This is a genomic window from Sphingomonas sp. CFBP8993 (assembly GCF_034044895.1).
Classification (GTDB): domain Bacteria; phylum Pseudomonadota; class Alphaproteobacteria; order Sphingomonadales; family Sphingomonadaceae; genus Sphingomonas.
Map to the genome: position 1 here is coordinate 263,559 of NZ_JAXCWU010000004.1, position 17,784 is coordinate 281,342.

17 protein-coding genes are annotated in these 17,784 nt (G+C 68.0%); 6 read left to right on the top strand and 11 right to left on the bottom strand.

What is annotated here, in order from left to right:
• Positions 1 to 155 precede the first annotated feature (155 nt).
• From SOM26_RS10000 to SOM26_RS10015, 4 genes are all read left to right on the top strand, one after another.
• The gene (locus SOM26_RS10000) at positions 156 to 1,451 is read left to right on the top strand and encodes a TolC family protein (RefSeq protein ID WP_320452567.1); all 1,296 of its coding nucleotides are present in this window, start codon (positions 156 to 158) and stop codon (positions 1,449 to 1,451) included.
• On the top strand, positions 1,448 to 3,589 hold the full coding sequence (locus tag SOM26_RS10005) for a type I secretion system permease/ATPase (RefSeq protein ID WP_320452568.1): 2,142 nt from the start codon (positions 1,448 to 1,450) through the stop codon (positions 3,587 to 3,589). Before SOM26_RS10000 ends, SOM26_RS10005 begins: the two co-directional genes overlap by 4 nt.
• The gene (locus SOM26_RS10010) at positions 3,586 to 4,773 is read left to right on the top strand and encodes a beta-barrel domain-containing protein (RefSeq protein ID WP_320452569.1); all 1,188 of its coding nucleotides are present in this window, start codon (positions 3,586 to 3,588) and stop codon (positions 4,771 to 4,773) included. Before SOM26_RS10005 ends, SOM26_RS10010 begins: the two co-directional genes overlap by 4 nt.
• 67 nt (positions 4,774 to 4,840) lie before the next feature.
• Positions 4,841 to 5,296 carry a winged helix DNA-binding protein gene (locus tag SOM26_RS10015; RefSeq protein ID WP_320452570.1) on the top strand — a complete coding sequence of 152 codons (456 nt, stop codon included), beginning with the start codon at positions 4,841 to 4,843 and terminating at the stop codon, positions 5,294 to 5,296.
• Between the two features lie 15 nt (positions 5,297 to 5,311).
• On the opposite strand, the gene SOM26_RS10020 is transcribed toward SOM26_RS10015, so the two are convergent.
• Positions 5,312 to 6,136 carry an IclR family transcriptional regulator gene (locus SOM26_RS10020; RefSeq protein ID WP_320452571.1) on the bottom strand — a complete coding sequence of 275 codons (825 nt, stop codon included), beginning with the start codon at positions 6,134 to 6,136 and terminating at the stop codon, positions 5,312 to 5,314.
• 84 nt (positions 6,137 to 6,220) lie between these two features.
• Positions 6,221 to 7,237 (bottom strand): zinc-binding alcohol dehydrogenase family protein, encoded by a 1,017-nt coding sequence (locus SOM26_RS10025; protein ID WP_320452572.1) that lies wholly within the window; start codon positions 7,235 to 7,237, stop codon positions 6,221 to 6,223.
• Positions 7,238 to 7,373: 136 nt separating this feature from the next.
• On the opposite strand from SOM26_RS10025, the gene SOM26_RS10030 reads away from it, so the two are divergent.
• Together SOM26_RS10030 and SOM26_RS10035 are read left to right on the top strand one after the other, a co-directional pair.
• The gene (locus tag SOM26_RS10030; RefSeq protein WP_320452573.1) at positions 7,374 to 7,712 is read left to right on the top strand and encodes an L-rhamnose mutarotase; all 339 of its coding nucleotides are present in this window, start codon (positions 7,374 to 7,376) and stop codon (positions 7,710 to 7,712) included.
• The gene (locus SOM26_RS10035; RefSeq protein WP_320452574.1) at positions 7,709 to 8,836 is read left to right on the top strand and encodes a mannitol dehydrogenase family protein; all 1,128 of its coding nucleotides are present in this window, start codon (positions 7,709 to 7,711) and stop codon (positions 8,834 to 8,836) included. Before SOM26_RS10030 ends, SOM26_RS10035 begins: the two co-directional genes overlap by 4 nt.
• 306 nt (positions 8,837 to 9,142) lie before the next feature.
• On the opposite strand, the gene SOM26_RS10040 is transcribed toward SOM26_RS10035, so the two are convergent.
• The 9 genes from SOM26_RS10040 to epsC form a co-directional block, all read right to left on the bottom strand.
• Positions 9,143 to 10,378, bottom strand: coding sequence for a UxaA family hydrolase (locus SOM26_RS10040; RefSeq protein ID WP_320452575.1), 1,236 nt, complete (start codon positions 10,376 to 10,378; stop codon positions 9,143 to 9,145).
• Positions 10,375 to 10,674, bottom strand: a complete 300-nt coding sequence (locus SOM26_RS10045) for a UxaA family hydrolase (RefSeq protein ID WP_320452576.1) — start codon at positions 10,672 to 10,674, stop codon at positions 10,375 to 10,377. Before SOM26_RS10045 ends, SOM26_RS10040 begins: the two co-directional genes overlap by 4 nt.
• Entirely contained in the window at positions 10,671 to 11,669 is a 999-nt protein-coding gene (locus SOM26_RS10050; RefSeq protein WP_320452577.1) for an aldo/keto reductase, read from the bottom strand. The genes SOM26_RS10045 and SOM26_RS10050 overlap by 4 nt, the downstream gene beginning before the upstream one ends.
• Before the next feature lie 26 nt (positions 11,670 to 11,695).
• Entirely contained in the window at positions 11,696 to 12,595 is a 900-nt protein-coding gene (locus tag SOM26_RS10055; protein ID WP_320452578.1) for an amidohydrolase family protein, read from the bottom strand.
• Positions 12,580 to 13,311 (bottom strand): SDR family oxidoreductase, encoded by a 732-nt coding sequence (locus tag SOM26_RS10060; RefSeq protein WP_320452579.1) that lies wholly within the window; start codon positions 13,309 to 13,311, stop codon positions 12,580 to 12,582. Before SOM26_RS10060 ends, SOM26_RS10055 begins: the two co-directional genes overlap by 16 nt.
• Positions 13,308 to 14,621, bottom strand: coding sequence for an L-fucose:H+ symporter permease (gene fucP / locus SOM26_RS10065; RefSeq protein ID WP_414712046.1), 1,314 nt, complete (start codon positions 14,619 to 14,621; stop codon positions 13,308 to 13,310). The genes SOM26_RS10060 and fucP overlap by 4 nt, the downstream gene beginning before the upstream one ends.
• Positions 14,622 to 15,028: 407 nt before the next feature.
• A complete protein-coding gene (locus SOM26_RS10070) occupies positions 15,029 to 15,874 on the bottom strand; it encodes a fumarylacetoacetate hydrolase family protein (RefSeq protein ID WP_320452581.1) in 846 nt (281 codons plus the stop codon).
• A gap of 99 nt (positions 15,875 to 15,973) precedes the next feature.
• Positions 15,974 to 16,714 (bottom strand): gamma-glutamyl-gamma-aminobutyrate hydrolase family protein, encoded by a 741-nt coding sequence (locus SOM26_RS10075; RefSeq protein WP_320452582.1) that lies wholly within the window; start codon positions 16,712 to 16,714, stop codon positions 15,974 to 15,976.
• Positions 16,711 to 17,697 (bottom strand): serine O-acetyltransferase EpsC, encoded by a 987-nt coding sequence (gene epsC, locus SOM26_RS10080; RefSeq protein WP_320452583.1) that lies wholly within the window; start codon positions 17,695 to 17,697, stop codon positions 16,711 to 16,713. Before epsC ends, SOM26_RS10075 begins: the two co-directional genes overlap by 4 nt.
• Positions 17,698 to 17,784: the final 87 nt, after the last annotated feature.

A 17,784-nucleotide genomic window follows, 5' to 3' on the forward strand; every position in this document is an offset into this window, starting at 1 on the left:
GTTGATTTACGGCGTCGAAGGGTTTTCCTTCGGCGCCGTTTTCCTTTTCCTGGCGTAGTTTAGCCAGATGCTCTCCCATATCGGATGAAAAGAGGCCGGCAATGTATCGAGAGTGGCGTGAACGCTACCATTGGCGGCACGGGAGGATGGGGATCATGACGGCCTCGTTAGGGAGCCTGCTGGCGACGGCGGCGGCGAACCCGCCCCAGGCGGCGGCGGCGGCGATCCCCGGCGCTCCCGTCACGATGCAGAGCGCCATGCGCGAGGTGCTGGCCTGGCACCCCTCGATCACGCAGGCCAGCGCGACGGTGTCGGCTCGCGGCGAAGATGTGTCGATCGCCCGCGCTGGATATCTGCCCCGGATCAGCGCGGGCGTCGGCAGCGGCTATGACAATCGGATCGGCAATGTCTGGCGGCCCCGGCCGCAGCTTTCGGCATCGCAGATGCTGTATGATTTTGGCAAGGTCGCCGGGGCCGTCGAGTCCGCCCGCGCGGGCACGCGGATCGGCCGCGCCGACCTTTTGCTCGCGGTCGACGGGCTGGTCCGCGATACCGGCAATGACCTGATCGAGGTGCAGCGCAACGCCGCGCTGCGCGCCATCGCCAGCGAACAGTTGGAACGCATTCGCGAGATCAGCGCGCTGGTCGACAAGCGCTTCGCCAAGGGGGCGACCACCCGCTCCGACGCGCTTCAGGCGCAATCGCGCGTCGCCGCCGCCGAGGCCACGCTGACCCGGATCGAGGCGGAGCAGCGCCGCTGGACCACCGGCCTGACCTATCTGCTGGGCCGCGACACGCCGCCCATGGTCGATCCGGGCGTTCCCGACTGGCTGATGACCAGTTGCACCCGCGCCGCGACCGTCGAGTGGAGCGACATTCCCGCGATCATGCGCGCCCGCGCCCAGTCCGACCAGGCGACCGCCGAAAGCCGCCGCGTCCATGCCGCGCGCCTGCCCACCGTCGCGCTGGCGGGGGATGCGTCGGCCGATATGGGCTCGCCCTTTTCGAACCGCAGTCTTTATAATTTCGGGCTGAACGTCAGCAGCGACGTGTTCGGCGGCAATGCGGTGCGCGCCCGGATCCGCAGCGCCGACTACGGCGTCCGCGCCGCCGAGGCGGCCGAACGCGCCGCCCGCAACGAGGTCGGACAGGAACTGGCCGCCGCCCAGACCCAGATGGCGGGGCTGTCGCAGTTGCTCGACACGCTGGCGGCGCGGCAGGACAATATGGTCGAGACGGGCAAGCTCTATCGCCTGCAATATCTCGACATGGGAACCCGCACGCTGGTCGACCTGCTCAACGCCGAACAGGAGTTGCAGCAGGCGCGCTTCGATGCGGTGAACACCACGCACGACCTGCGGCGGCTGGCGATCGAATGTCTCTATTATTCCGGTCGGGCGCGCGACGATTTCGGCCTGACCGGCACCGATCTCGGGGGCGTGACGCTATGACGGCAAGCGCCCCCACCGCCCCCGATCCGCTCGCCTGGATCGACATGATGGGGCAGGTCGCACGGCATTACCGCATGCCCTTCGCCGAGCAGCGCGCGCGCCTGACCACCCTGTGGCAGGGCGGCGGCGATGACGAGGCACGGGTGCGCGCCCTGGCGCGGGCGAGCGGCCTGACGGTGCGTTTCGTCGCGCCGGGGGCGATCCGCCTGACCAGCTGGCGGCTGCCAGTCATCGCCTGGCTGAACGATGGCGAGCTGGCGCTGATCACCGGCATCGACGCCGATGGCCAGGCGCTGTTCTCGGTCGCGGGCGAGGAAGGCCAGGGTGCGCAGCGGCCGCTGGCCATGCTGGTCGACCAGACCCGGTTGTTCGTCGTGCCCCGCCCGGCGCGATCGGCGGCCGATATTCGCGTCGACAGCTATATCCGCCCGTTCGAGGATCATTGGCTCCGCCGCCTGCTGTTGCAGGACATGAAGGGCTATGGCCATGTCGCCACCGCCTCGGTCGTCACCAACCTGCTGGGGCTGGCGGGTGTGCTGTTCTCGATGCAGGTCTATGACCGCGTCATCCCCGCCCAGTCGATGCCGACGCTCTACATCCTGTTCATCGGCGTGATCCTGGCGACGGGGTTCGACTTCGTCCTGCGCCGCCTGCGCGTCGGCATCACCGACATCCTGGGCAAGCGCGCCGATCTGCGCCTGTCGGACGTGGTGTTCGGCCATGCGCTGCGCGTGCGCAACCGGGCGCGGCCGACCTCGACCGGCACCTTCATCGCGCAGCTTCGCGACCTGGATCAGGTGCGCGACATGCTGACCTCCACCACGGTGGCGGCGGTGGCGGACCTGCCCTTCTTCCTGCTGTTCCTCGTCATCCTGGGCTTCATCGGCGGATGGCTGGTGCTGGTGCCGGTGGTGGCGCTGGTCGCGCTGCTCCTGCCCAGCTTGCTCGCCCAGCGTCGCTTGCGGGGCTATGCGACCGAGTCGATGCGCGAAACCTCGCTGCGCAACGCCCTGCTGGTCGAGGCGGTGCAGGGGATCGAGGACATCAAGACGCTGCAGGCCGAGGAACGCTTCCAGCGGCAATGGAACCACTGCAACGCGGTGGCGGGCGAGGCGCAGCTGCGCCTGCGCGGCCTGACCGCCAGCCTGTCGACCTGGGCGCAGAGCGTGCAGAACGCGGTCTATGCCACCGTCATCTTCGTCGGCGCGCCGATGGTGATCGCCGGCAGTATCACGACCGGCGCGCTGGTCGCGACCTCGATGCTGGCCAGCCGGATGATGGCCCCGATGGGGCAGGTCTCGCACCTGCTTGGCCGCTATCAACATGCCAAGGTCGCGGCGAACAGCCTGGACCAGATCATGGCGCTGCCCGTCGACAATCCCGAGACCGAGCATCGCATCCCCCTGCCCTCGGTCGATGGTCGCTTTGCCCTACGCAGCGCGGTGTTCACCTATGCCGATCCCAACGCCCCGCCCGCATTGACCGTCCCCCGGCTGGAGATCGCGGCGGGCGAGAAGATCGCGCTGCTGGGCCGCAACGGGGCGGGCAAGTCGACGCTGCTCCAGGGCCTGTCGGGCATGTTGCAGCCGGTGTCGGGCGAAGTCCTGCTCGACGACCTGACGCTGCACCAGATCGATCCCGCCGATGTCCGCCGCGACGTCGCGCTGCTGACCCAGAACAGCCGCCTCTTTCACGGTACGCTGCGCGAGAACCTGACCATGGGCGCGGTGACGGCAAGCAACGAGACGATCCTCGCCGCGCTGGAGATGGTCGGCGCAGTCGACTTCATCCGGCGGTTGCGCGACGGGCTGGAGCATGTCGTGCTGGAGGGCGGGCTCGGCCTGTCGGGTGGACAGCAACAGGCGCTGCTGCTCGCCCGGCTGCTGATCCGCCAGCCGCAGGTCCTGCTGCTCGACGAGCCTACCGCCGCGATGGATGAATCGTCCGAGCGGCTGTTCATCGACCGCTTCCGCGCCTGGGGCCAGGGGCGCACCGTCGTCGTCGCGACGCATCGGATGCGCGTTCTCGAGATGGTCGACCGGATCATCGTCATCGACCAGGGCCAGATATTGCTCGACCAGCCCAAGGCGGCGGCGCTGGCTACGATGCAGGGCGCGGGCCGGAGCCAGGCGGCATGACCGCGCTGACCCACCCGGCCGACCTGCCCTTCGCCGACGAGGGCGCCGCGCCTTTGCTGGCGGCCAAACGCATGACCTGGGCGCTCACCGCCCTGTTCGTCACCCTGCTGGTCTGGGCTTTTTTCGCCAGGCTGGACGAGGTGGCGACGGGCACCGGTCGGGTCGTGCCCACCAGCCGCGAACAGGTGCTGCAATCGCTGGAGGGCGGCATCCTCACCAGGATGCTGGTCCGCCAGGACGATATCGTGAAGCCGGGCCAGATCCTCGCCCAGCTAGACCCGACCCAGGCCGGATCGACCGTCGAGGAAAGCGCCGCCAAATATCGCGCCGCGCTCGCCGCGCAGGGACGGTTGCAGGCGGAGGTGAACGGCACGCCCCTGACCTTCTCGCCCGAGTTGAACGCGTTCCCCGCGCTAAGGGCCGAGCAGCAGCGGCTCTATGCCGCACGCCGCCAGAGCCTGGGCAGTTCGATCGGGCTGATCGACGAGTCGCTCGCGCTGATCGGCCGCGAGGTCGGCATCGGCGAATCGCTGATCCAGGTCGGTGCGGCCAGCAATGTCGAGGTGCTGCGCCTGAAGCGCCAACGCGCCGACCTGGACCTGAAGAAATCCGACCTGCGCTCGCAATATATCGTCGAGGCGCGGCAGGATCTGGCCAAGGTCAGCGAGGAGGTCGAGGCGCTTGCCCCCGTGGTGCGCGGGCGATCGGACACGCTGAGCCGCCTGACCCTGCGCTCGCCGGTGCGCGGCGTGGTCAAGAATATCGAGGTGTCGACCATCGGCGGCGTCGTTCCCCCCAACGGCAAGATCATGGAGATCGTGCCGCTCGACGAACGCCTGCTGGTCGAAGCCCGGATATCGCCGCGCGACATCGCCTTCATCAGCCCCGGCCAGCGCGCCAGCGTCAAGATCACCGCCTATGACTATGCGATCTTCGGCGGACTGGAGGGCAAGGTCAGCAGCATCTCGCCTGACACGATCCGCGACGAGGTGAATCCGGACGTCTATTATTATCGCGTCTTCGTGCGCACGACGGCGGACTCGCTGGTCAACAAGGTGGGCAAGCGCTTTCCGATCGTGCCGGGCATGATCGCCACCGCCGACATCCACACCGGCAGCAAGACCGTGCTGCAATATCTGCTCAAGCCGCTCAACCGCGCGCGCGAAGCGATGCGAGAGCGATGATGCCCCCTTTCCTGCTCCCCCCGGTCCTGGACCATCCCCTCCTGCCCCACGCCGAAGGATAAGATCGATGCCGAAGGACCTCACCGCCTATCACCCACCCGCGATCCGAAGTAGCCCGGTGCCACGCGGGACTGATCGCGAACCCAGCCTGCTCGACCTGGCGCGCCAGACCAAGACGATGCGCGCCAACACCGCCCAGTTCTTTCCACGCGACATTTTTCGCGATTCCGCCTGGGACATGATGCTGGAGTTGTTCATCTGCGAACAGCTGGATCGGGCGCTGTGCGTGAAGGAGCTGATCCTGGTCTCGGGCGAAAGCTCGACCAGCGCGCTCAGGCGGATCGATCGGTTGGAGAGCGCCGGGCTGTTGCGGCGCGCGACCGATCCGGCGGACCATCGGCGGCTGGCCGTCACCCTGACGCATCGGGGCACCGACGCGATGACCGCGATGCTGCGCCACCTGTACCTGACCATCGGTGACGATCGAGGCGGTGGCCGGTCGACACAGGGACGCCTCGCCTGAGCGGAGCGGTGCGGCTTACGAAAACGCCCGGGCGTCGTCCGGGCGATAGCCCAGCGCCTGCGAGATGCGGGCGGTGGCCTCGGCCAGGATCAACCGCGCCTCGGCGATCGTCACCGATTGCGAGCCGTCGATCGTCTCCAGGAACGGGATGGTCAGTGCCGCCAGGCATTCGCCGCCAAAGCCGAATACGGGATAGCTGACATCGGTCACCCCGCGCGTGACCGGACTTTCGCGCAGTTCATAGCCTTGCGCCCGCACCCGCTCCAGATCCTCGGCCAGGCGGGCCCGACCGATCGGCCGCCCCTGCGCCAGTTCGACCCGGTCGACGATCCGCCCCAGTTGCGCGGGCGCCGCGAACGCCAGCAGCACCTTGCCCGAACAGCTGGTCACGATGTCGATCGAGGCCCCCATGCGCAGCGCGAAGCCGCGCGTACCGGGATTTTCCTCACGCGCGATGACCAGGCCCGCGCCCCCCTCTATCACCACCAGATGGCAGGACTGGCCGACGGTCAGCGCCAGCGACTGCATCTCGGGGAGCGCGGCGGCGGTCAGCTGGCGCGCGGGCGTCGCGCGATAGGCGATATCCAGGAACTTGTAGGTGACGCGATAGCGGTCGTCGATCGGCGACTTTTCCAGATAGCGCGCTTCCTCCATCACCACGACGATGCGGAACAACTCGCCCAGCGAGCGGCCGAGCGCGGTCGCCATCTCGCTGACCAGCATACCTTCGGGATGGCCGGCCAGCAGTTCGATGATCAGGAACGCCTTGTCGAGCGCGGGCGCGGCGTAACTTCCCTTGCGGACCCGCCCCTCGCCCGTCTTGCCGCCCTCTGCCGTCATATCGCCCCTCTGTTCACGTCCCTCGAATTAGGACGCCGCCGGACATCGGGCAAGCTGCGCCACGCCCCAAACCATGAGGATCGCTCAGGCGATGGTGACGATCGCCTTCAGCACCGAATCCGCCTGCGCGATCAATTCGGGCAGGCGCCGGGGCGCGTCGTCCAGCGACAGGCGGTGCGTCGCGATCGCGTCGGTCGGGATCGCGCCCGATCGGATGCTGGCGATGACATGGTCGAAATCGACCGACAGCGCGTTACGGCTGGCGATCAGCGTGGTTTCGCGCTTGTGGAATTCGGGATCGGCGAAGACCAGCTCGTCCTTGCATACGCCGACCAGCGTATAGGTGCCGCCATGCGCCACCCAGTTCAGCCCGGCGCGCATCGCATGGATGTTGCCGGTGGCGTCGAAGACGTGATCGAACATCTCGCCCCCGGTCATCGCCGCCAGCGTCTCGCCCAGCGCATCGTCGGCCACCACGCCCTCGCCCAGCCCCAGATGATCGCGCGCATAGGCCAGGCGCGGGCCGCGCGTGTCGACCAGGACGATGCGCCCGGCGCCCGCGATCCGCGCGAACAGGGCGACCGCGATGCCGATCGGCCCGGCTCCGACGATCACCGCCTCGTCCCCCGCCGACAGGCCGGAGCGCCGAACGGCATGGGCGCCGATCGCCAGAAACTCGACCATCGCGGCCTGGTCCAGCGACAGGCCGGCCGCATCGACCACCGCGCCGACGGGGACGGACAGCCATTCGCACATGCCGCCATCGGCATGGACGCCCAGCACGCTGATCCGCGCACAGCAATTCGGCTTGCCCCGGCGACAGGCCCGGCACGTTCCGCAGGCGATATAGGGGTTCACCGTCACCACCTGCCCCACCGCCAGCCCAGAGTCCTCGGGTGCCTCGACGACCTCGCCCGCCAGTTCGTGACCGATCAGCCGGGGATATTCGAGGAACGGATGCCTGCCGCCATAGATATGATAGTCGGTGCCGCAGATTCCGGCGCGGCGCATCCGCAGCAGCACCCCGCCCGCGCCCCGCACCGGCCGGGGCCGCTCCTCGACCCGGATCTGCCCCGGCTGCACACAGACCAGCGCCTTCATACTCGCCCTCTCCAGATTCTTATATGCGATCTTACTCTCACATATGCCATTGATGCTCTTGGGAGGGAACGTTAAAACGACCAGCGAACGAGCGGGCCGAAGACCCGCCGAACCGTTATGAGAGAGGAGGCCCGTCATGGCCCGCCGCGTCTGTTTCGCTCTGGATCTGGTCGCCGATGCCGCGCTGATCGCCGAGTATGAACGCGCCCACGCCCCCGGTGCCGCCTGGCCCGAGGTGACGGAGGCCATCCGCGCGAAAGGCTTTACCGCGATGGAGATATGGCGGACCGGCGACCGGCTGTTCATGATGGCCGAAGTCGCCGACGACTGGCCCCGCGCCATCCCGGCCGACCTGGCCGCGACGGATGCGAAATGGGAAGCGGCGATGGACCGTTTCCAGAAACCGCTGCCGCACGGCGCTCCGGGCGAGAAATGGGTCGCGATGGACCGTATCTTCACGCTGGACCCAAAGTGACTGCGACCGCGCCGGTCATCCTGCAATTCGGCACCAGCCGTTTCCTCCAAGCGCATATCGACCTGTTCGCCCACGAAGCGCGTGCCGCCGGGCAGGATGTACCACCGATCGTGATCGTCCAGACGACCGACAATCCGGAGCGCGCCCGCCGCCTGGCGGGCTTTGCCGACCCGGCGGGGTTCCCGGTCATCCTGCGCGGCCTGCGCAATGGCCAGCGCGACGAACGCACGGTGCAGGTGCGCAGCGTCCGTGAAGGGCTGAGCGCCGCTGTCGACTGGGACCGGCTGGTGACGCTGGCGACGACCGCCGTGACGCACATCGTCTCCAATACCGGCGATATGGGTTACGCCATTGCCAAGCCGGATCGCCCCGCGCCCGGTGACGGCATGGTGCCTGCCAGCTTTTGCGGGATGCTGACCGAACTGCTCCATCGACGTTGGCATGCGGATCGTCCGGGCGTCACCCTGCTGCCGTGCGAGCTGGTCGCCCGCAACGGCGACACCCTGCGCACCGCGATCGTCGGACTGGCACGCGATCAGCACCGCGACGCCGGGTTCGTCGCATGGCTGGAGCGTCAATGCGTCTGGGCCAATACGCTGGTCGACCGGATCGTCAGCGAGCCGCTCGCCCCCGCAGGCGCCGTCGCCGAGCCCTATGCGCTCTGGGCGATCGAGCGGCAGCCGGGCCTGACCCTGCCCTTCACCCATCTGGACATCGTGCTGACCGATGATCTGGAACGCTTCGAGCGGTTGAAGCTCCACATCCTCAATCTCGGGCATAGCTGGCTGGCCGCCCGCTGGGCCGCCGAGGGCGAGCCCAAGGACCGGACCGTCCGCGCGGCGCTGGCCGATCCCGCGACACGCACCGCACTGGACCGGGTGATGGCGCAGGAAGTGCTACCAGGCTTTGCCGCGCGGGGAATGGCCGAAGCGGCGCAGGACTATATCACCACCACCCTGGAGCGCTTCGCCAACCCGTTCCTCGACCACCGGCTGGCGGACATCTTTGGCGGCCACGCGGCCAAGATCGACAAGCGGATCGGCGGCTTCGTGCGCTGGGTGGATGGTTCGGGTGTGACGGTGGCCATGCCGGAATTGCGGGCGTTGGCGGCAGGTGCGGCCTGACGGAGCAAGCGCCGGGCGTGGCCTTCGGCTAAAATGTGATCCACCTGCCCTGAACTCTTGCCCGACCTCCCCGGCGAAGGCCGGGGTCCAGTTGCGAAGGCTTCAGCGATGAAGCGCACTGGATCATTACAACCGCCCCCCCAACTTGACCCCGGCCTCCGCCGGGGTGGTCCTTCAGCTTGGCTGGATCTAACTCCGGGCTCAGGCTGAACGAAGGTCGGGATGGAGTGACATAGGCCGTGTCAGGCCCGGCAACACTGCCCGCCGCCCTTCACGCTGGGCGAAGTCCAACCCTACGCCCCGCCGTCACGCCACCCGCGGCAGGCAAGCAGGCCCCTTCGCGCCCGCCGCCTTGTAGGTCAGGATGAACTCTTGGTGCCCCAGCGCCTCGGACTTGGTTTCCGCGCCCGCCGACACCGCGACGATCAGGTCGACGATTTCGGCCCCGACCTCGTCCAGCGTCGCATCGCCGTACAGGATACGCCCCGCATTCACGTCCATATCGCCTTCCATCCGGGCATACATTTCCGGGTTGGCGGCGACCTTGATCACCGGCGAGATGGCGGAGCCGACGACCGAGCCGCGACCGGTGACGAACAGGTTGATATGCGCGCCGCACGCGATCAGCTCGCCGATCTCGGCATTGTCGACGATGTTGGGAAAGCCGAACTTGGGGTCGCCCGCGGGCACCACGTCAAGCAGGTACAATCCCGGACCCGGCGCCTGTTCGGCGGGCAGGATCACGCCGGTGATCGGGCGGCTGCCCGACTTGGCATAGGCCCCCGCCGACTTTTCCTCCTGGCTCGACAGGCCGCCTTCCGCATTGCCGGGCGCGAAGCTGCCATAGCCCATCGCGCGGTAATAACGCTCGGCCTGCGCGACCGAGGCGATCAGGTCCTGCGCCACTTCCGGCGTCGCGGCGCGCTCCGCCATATGCCCCTCGCACCCGATCATCTCGCCCGTTTCCTCGAAGATGCAGATCGCGCCCGCATCATACAGCGCGTCGAAGGCGCGGCCGACCGCCGGGTTGCCGGTGATGCCGCTGGTCCCGTCCGACCCACCGCAGATCGTGCCGATCACCAGTTCCGACATGGTCATCGGCACGCGAACGGCCTGCGCATCCGCCGCTGCGCGGACGCGCCCGACCGCTGCGATCCCCGCCTCCATCGCGCCGCGCGTGCCGCCCGACTGCTGAATGACGATCGTCTCGACCGGGCGGCCCTGCTCGCGCGCATGGGCGGCCAGCGCCTCGCGGTTGAAGCTCTCGCACCCCAGGGACAGCAGGACCACGCCGCCGACATTGGGATGCGTGGTCAGCGCCTTCATCATCGCCAGCGCATAGTCATTGGGGTAGCAGCCGGGAAAGCCGATCAACTGCACGCGCGGGTCGTCCATCCTGTCGACGATGCGCCGCGCGACATGATGCGCGCATTCGACCAGATAGACGACGACGATCGCATCGCGAATGCCCTTGCGCCCGTCCGGCCGGGCCCAGGCCTGCCACGTCCGCCCGGTCGTGCCCGTGTTCATGCCCCCGGTCATGCATGGTCTCCATGCGCGTCGCGCAGATGCGCGGGGATATAGTCGCTTTGCATATTGTGCATATGGACCCAGCCTCCGGCGGGTGCGGATCGCGTCATCGAACCGATGGGCATGCCGTATTTGACGACCTTGTCCCCGCTCGCCAGCGGCACCACCGCCAGCTTGTGGCCCAGCGCCACCTGCTCGGTGATGGTCAGGGTGTGGCCGTCGACCATGATCTCCTCGCCCGGCTCGACCGTGCGGCAACAGACGGCGACATTGTCGGTCGGCGTCAGCCGGATCGCGGCGACGCTCATACGTCCTCTCCGGGCAAAGGCGCGTCGGGGCGGACAAGCCCTGCGGCGCGCAGGTCCGCCCAGAAAGCGGGCGGGATAGGCTCGGCATAAAGTCGCATCGTGTCAGATACCTGTTGCGGATCGGCGATACCGGGAATGACGCTGGCCACCTGGGGATGGGCCAGAACGAAGGCGAGCGCGGCGGCAGGCAGCGATACGCCGTGCCGCGCCGTCACCGCCTCCAGCGCGCGGACCTTGCCACGCACCGCCTCGGGCGCGGGGGCGTAGTTATAATGTCCGGCAGCGGCGCTGCCGGTGGCCAGTATGCCGCTGTTATACGGGCCCCCGACGATGACCGCCGTATCCGCCGCCGCACAAGCCGGGAAGAACGCATCGAGCGCCTCCTGCTCCAGCAGCGTATAGCGCCCGGCCAGCAGGACGACATCGAACCGCGCGACCGCCATCAGGTCCAAGCAGACCGCGACCTCGTTCACGCCCAGGCCGAAACCCCGAATGGCCCCCTCGTCGCGCAACCGCTCCAGCGCCTTCAGCCCGCCGCCCTGGATCAACTGCTCGCGGTACGTCGCGTCGGCCTCGCCATGCGTGGCCCGGCCGATATCGTGGACGAACAGCAGGTCGACCCGCGCCAGCCCCAGCCGTTGCAGGCTATGCTCGTGGCTGCGCAGGATAGCGTCATGGGTATAGTCGTAGCGCGCACGGAACGGCATGGCGGTGTGGAAGCCGTCGCGTTCGCGGTCGTCGGTGATGCGCGCGTCCGGGTCCATCAGCCGCCCGACCTTGGTCGAGACGATCACGTCCCCGCGCCCGCGCAGCGCATCGCCCAACCGCCGCTCGCTCAGCCCCCGGCCATAATGCGGCGCGGTGTCGAAATAGCGGAAACCCGCGACCAACGCGGCGTCCAGCGTCGCGGCGGCGCGGGTGTCGTCGATCGCGGCATAGAGATTGCCCATCGCCGCCGCCCCGAAACCCAGTTCGGGCAGCGTCCAGTCGCTCATACCGACCCGGCGTCGTGGAACATCGGTCACAGTTTCAGGCCCAGTCGATAGATACGATTGGCGTTGCGCCCCCACAGGTCGCGCCGTTCATCATCGGAAAAGCCGGTCAGCAGACGCTCATAGGCCCCCAGCGTCCGGTCGAGATCGGCGGCCAGCCGGTCGGTCGGGAAGTTGGTCGCGACCATCACGCGGTCGGTGCCGAACCGGTCGATCACCTCGGCCACGATGTCGGCGAAGGCGGCGGGGTCGAAACGCGGGCCGATGAAACCGGCGCCCGACAGCTTGATCGCGGCGTGCGGCATGGCGGCAAAGGCGATGATCCCGGCGCGCCATTCCTCCAGACCGTCCTCCAGAATGGGAAGGGCCAGATGGTTCAGGATCACCGGAACCTCGGGATGCTGCCCCGCCACTTCGGCCAGCCCCGCCAGTTGCGGCGGAAAACCGTGAAAGTCGAAGCTCAGGCCATGGCGGCCCAGCATCGCATACCCCGCCCGCCAACGCGGATCGCGTGTCGGGTCATGGGGACAGGCCCGGCGGGCTGCGTCGGTCGGATGCCAGTTGATCAGGTGGCGGATGCCCTTCACACGCGGATGCCCCGCCTGCCACGCTAGCAGCGGCTCGATCGCGGGATGATCCAGTGCCACCCGCGCGACGATGCCGCTGGGCAGCCCGTTGTCATGGGCGACCCGGTTCAGCCAGACCGTCTCGTCCGCCCCCTGGGCAGGATCGGCACCCGCATCGACATGGACCGCGCCGACCAGGTTCCACGCATGCAGCTCCGCCCGGTAATCGGCGATGCGATAGGACGGCGCGATAGGCGCATTCTCCGCCGCGTCCAGCCAGGGGTAGCGCAGTACGCCATGGTCCCACAGGTGGAAATGGGCATCAACGAAGGGCGGCCGCGCGCCGTTCACGCCATCGTCCATCCGCCGTCGATGGCGTGCATCTGCCCGGTCGTATAGGCGCTCTCGTCCGAGGCGAGGTACAGTGCGAGCGCCGCGATCTCCTCCGCCCGGCCCAACCGGCCCATGGGCTGGCGCGCGATGAAGGCGGCACGGGCGGCATCCGCATCGCCGGTCGCGGCCAGTCGCTCGTCCAGGCTGGGCGACTGGACGGTGCCGGGGCAGATCGCGTTGCAGCGTATGCCCTTGCCGACGAAATCCAGCGCGACCGAGCGGGTGATCCCGGCAACGGCCCCCTTGGACGCGCAGTAGGCATAACGGTTGGGCACGCCGATCATTGCGCCCGCGACCGACGCCATGTTGACGACCGATCCGCCGCCTCGTGCGATCATCGCGGGCAGGAACGCCTGAAGCATATGGGTGATCGCATGGACGTTCAGGTCGAACGACAGGCGATAGCCCGCATCCTGGGTCGCCAGCAGGTCGCCCGCATCGACATAGCCCGCACAGTTGAACAGCACGTCCACTGCGCCGGTCCGCTCGCCGAACGCCGCGATCGCCGCCGGATCGAGCAGGTCGAGCACCTGCGTCTCGCACCCCGCCAGCGTCGCCAGCGCATCGGCATTGCGATCGATAGCGATCACCACGGCCCCTTCGGCTGCGAACAGCTCGGCGGCGGCACGGCCGATGCCCTGGCCCGCGCCGGTCACGATCGCCCGCTTACCCTGCAGACGGTTCATGCATGATTCTCCTGATGGCGCCCCAGGAACAGGGCGAAAGCGGCGACGACCGCGAAACTGAGTGTCGGGACCAGCATCGCGACGGTGATCCCCGCACGATCGGACACCAGGCCCATCAGCGCGGTCAGCCCCGCCCCGCCGATGATCGCCATCACGATCAGCGAGGCCCCGGCACGGCGCAGCGGCCCCAGCCCCTCTATGCCGAGCGCGAAGATCGTCGGGAACTGGATCGACATGAAGAAGCTGGCGGCGACGAGCGCAATCAATCCCGGCCAGCCGCCCAGCACCGCCGCCACGGCGGTCAGCACGATCGACAGCCCGGCGAACAGCGCCAGCAGCCGGACCGGCGCGGCGCGGCCCATCAGCGCGCTGCCCAGGAACCGCCCGGCAGCGAACAGGACCAACGAGACGAACAGCGCATCCGCACCGCTGCGTTCGTTCAGGCCCGCATTCGCCTGCGCATAACGGATGGTATAGCTCCACACCCCCACCTGCGCGCCGACATAGAAGAACTGTGCGACGACCGCGCCGAGCAGGCGCTTGCGGCGAAACACATGGACGAAGCGACCGCCGGAGGACGGGCCATCGCTTGCCCGGTAGGGCGTACCGCTGGGGAAGCGCACCAAGGCCGCGGCCAGCGCGAACAGCAGCACGACGATCGCAATCGCGACATAGGGCGGCGCGATCGCCTGCACCTCGGCCTTGTAGAAGGCGGTGCGGGCGGCGGCATCCATCGTGGCGAGCGCGCGCTCGTCATGTTCGATGCCCGACAGGATGAAGTTGCGCCCGATCAGGATGCCGGTGATCGCGCCCAGCGGATTGGCCGCCTGCGCCCAGTTCAACCGCCGCGTCGCCCCAGCCGGATCGCCCAGCTCGCCCATCAACGGATTGGCCGAGGTCTCCAAGAACGCCAGCCCCGCCGCGATCACGAACAGGCCGAGCAGGAACAGCTGGTACATGCTGGCCGCCGCCGCCGGATAGAAGAGCAGCGCGCCGGTGCCGTACAGCACCAGCCCCAGCACGATCGCCGCCTTGTACCCGAACCGGCGCATGACCATCGAGGCGGGCACCGCAAGCAGGAAATAGCCGAGATAGAAGACCTGCTGGACGAAGCTGGTCCCGAAGTCGCTGAGCGTGAAGGCCTTGCGAAACTGCGCGATCAGGATGTCGTTCAGGTTGTTGGCCATGCCCCACAGGAAGAACAGGCTGACCGTGATGACCATGGCGGGCAGGAAACCGCGCGCGACGGTGCCGGACGCCGCGTCGGAACGGGAATGGTCCGCAGACACGGGCGACAGATGGACGGGCATCGGCATCAGGCATGGCCTCCGCGATACGGTCCGGCTCCGATTGGCGCCATGACGGCTCCTTCTCCATGAAATCTTGCTTTTATGAGCGAGATTGTACGGACATGGAGCCGATGAAGGCAAGAGGTATCAAGACCGGGCCGCATGCGTTTATCGCACGGTTCGATCGGCCTCTCCCATTCCTCCGATGCAAGGGGAGGTGGCAGGTCGACAGCCTGACGGAGGGGTGTCCCGCTTGGCAAGGAAGGACAAACCAGTGACGCCCCCCTTCATCCCGCTCCGCCAGCATCCCTCTAAAACACTCCGTCCTTCCCACCCCGGCGGAGGCCGGGGTGGCCCATGTTTTCGGGAACGTGCCAGCTTTCGCAGAGCAATCCCTCAGGGAAGGAATGAAATAGAGATGTGCTCGATCAACCCGCCGCGACGAACCGCTGACTCTGCTCGCCCAGGCCGTCGATGCCGAGCCGTACCGTCTGACCGGCGCGCAGATAGGTCGGCGGCGTCTGGCCCATGCCGACGCCCTTTGGCGTGCCGGTGCTGATGATATCGCCGGGCTCCAGCGTGCAGAACTGGCTGACATACGACACGATCTGCGCGACGGTGAAGATCATGTCCGAGGTGTTGCCGTCCTGATAGCGGTGGCCGTCGACCTCCAGCCACAGGCGAAGTGCCTGCGGATCGCCCACCTCGTCGGCGGTGACGAGCCAGGGGCCAGTCGGGCCGAAGGTGTCGCAGCCCTTGCCCTTGTCCCAGGTGCCGCCCCGCTCCAGCTGATAGGCGCGCTCGCTGACGTCATGCACGACGCAGTAACCCGCGACATGTGCCAGCGCCTGGCTCTCCTCGACGTAGCGCGCGCGGGTGCCGATCACCACGCCCAGCTCGACTTCCCAATCGGTCTTTTCGGACCCACGCGGAATTTCGACATCGTCATTGGGACCGACGATCGCGCTCGACCATTTGCCGAAGATCACGGGTTCGGCCGGGATGGGCAGATTGCTCTCGGCGGCATGGTCGCGGTAGTTGAGGCCGATACAGACGAACTTGCCCGGTCGCGCGATGCACGAGCCCAGCCGCGGATCACCCTCGACCAGCGGCAGCGTGGCGGGATCGAGCGCGGCGATCTCGGCCAACCCTCGCGTCGTCAGCCGTTCACCCGCCAGGTCGCCCAGCGCCTCGGGCAAGGCACGGATACGGCCATCCGTATCGAGCAGCCCGGCACGCTCCTGCCCCAATTCGCCATAACGCAGCAGCTTCATCGACCCGGACTCCATGCAAGGGGTGTGTTCCCCCTTCTCTTATCCAGCCGGGCCCGGCGCTGTCACTCGCCAATATGATAGTCTGCTCGCAAATGCCGGTCAGGCGTGCGCGCGGATCGACTCGCCCATGGCGGTGAAAAAGCCTTGCGCGACGCCGCATGTCGCAATGTCCCATTCGGGATGCCACTGCACCGCCAGCACGTCCGCGTCGCAGCCGGGTGCCCGGAATGCCTCGATCAGTCCGTCCTCGGCATCGCGTGCCTCGACCACCAGGCCATAGCCCAGCCGGTCGACCCCCTGCTGGTGCACCGAATTGACCCGCACCCGGCGATGCGCGCTATTCCGGGCCAGCACGCCGCCGGGCATCAGGTCGACCGTGTGCTGGTGCGCGAACAGCGATTCGTAATCGGCGTCCCAGCTGCCGCGATGATGGCGTGGCAGGCCGCCCAGGCAGGTCAGCGAGCCGCCGAACAGCACGTTGATCTCCTGCATCCCCCGGCAGATGCCGAACACGGTCTTGCCCCGGTCGATCATCCGCCCGGCCAGCGCCAGTGCGACCGAATCGCGCTGCGGATCGCAGGCCGATGCCGCGAGTTCCGCGCAGTCGCCATATTGGGCGGGCGCAACGTGCGAGCGGCCGCCGGTCAGCAACAGGCCGTCGAGCATGTCGGCCATCATCACCGTGTCGACCGCTTCGGGAATGGCCGGCACGATCACCACGCTTGCGCCGCACAGCGTGACCAGCGGGTCGATGAAACGGGTCGCGACCGCCTGGATCGGGCGGTTCGCCACCTCGTTGCCGCACATCAGGCCGATGATGGGCTTGCGCTTCTCCGTCATGCCGTCCCCTCCAGCTCCTGGCGCAGCGCCCGCCCCTCCGCGCGCTGCAAGGCCCGCGCCTCCGGCTGCACGAGTACGCTGTCGGGCGCGACATCGGTCAGCAACCAGACATTGCCCCCGATCACCGAGCGCGCGCCGATGGTGACACGACCCAATATGGTCGCGCCAGCATAAATGATGACGTCGTCCTCGACGACCGGATGGCGGGCGAAGCGGTCGCGGGGCGAACGCGGCGCGGTGCCCAGCGCCGAACGCGCGCCCAGCGTCACATGCTGATAGACGCGGACCCGCTCGCCGATGATCGCGGTCTCGCCGACCACGACGCCGGTGCCGTGGTCGACGAAGAAATGCCGCCCGATGGTCGCACCCGGATGAATGTCGATCCCGGTTCGCTCATTGGCGAGTTCGGAGATCATCCGCGCCACGATCGGTGCGCCCAGGCCGTTCAGCTCATGCGCGATCCGGTGGTGCAGGCTGGCAATGGCGCCGGGATAGCAGAGCAGGATCTCGTCCACGCTGCGCGCGGCGGGATCGGCCAGGAACGCCGCCTCGACATCGGTGTCGATCAGCGCGCGTATGCTGGGCAGGGTCGCTCCGAACAGCCGGGCGATCAGCGCGGCCTGTTCGGGCGGAAACGCCTCGCCCGCATCCTTCTGCCAATAGGCAAGCTCGGCCCCGATCTCGCGCTCCAGCGCCGTCAGCGCGGCGAGCAGCTTGGCGGCGACGAACCGGTCTTCCTCGGCCACGTTCCCGCGAAAATGGCCCAGGCGGCGCGGATAGAGCGCGGCGGCGACCAGCGCGACGACATCCTCGACCCCGGCACGGGCGGGAAAACGCTCGACATCGCGGGTGCCGTCCTGCCGCGCCCGCCAGCCCTGCCGCGCGGCGCGTAGGCCCGACACGATCCCGTCGATCCCGGTCGCGGACTCCCGGTCCGAACCCTGGTCATGGGCGGCGGCAACACTGAACGGCTTGGTCGACATGGGCGATCCTCCGACCTGCATCATATCCCATCGTGGTCATAGGATATAACAGAAATGCTACGCCCCAATAAAGCACGACCTTTGCTG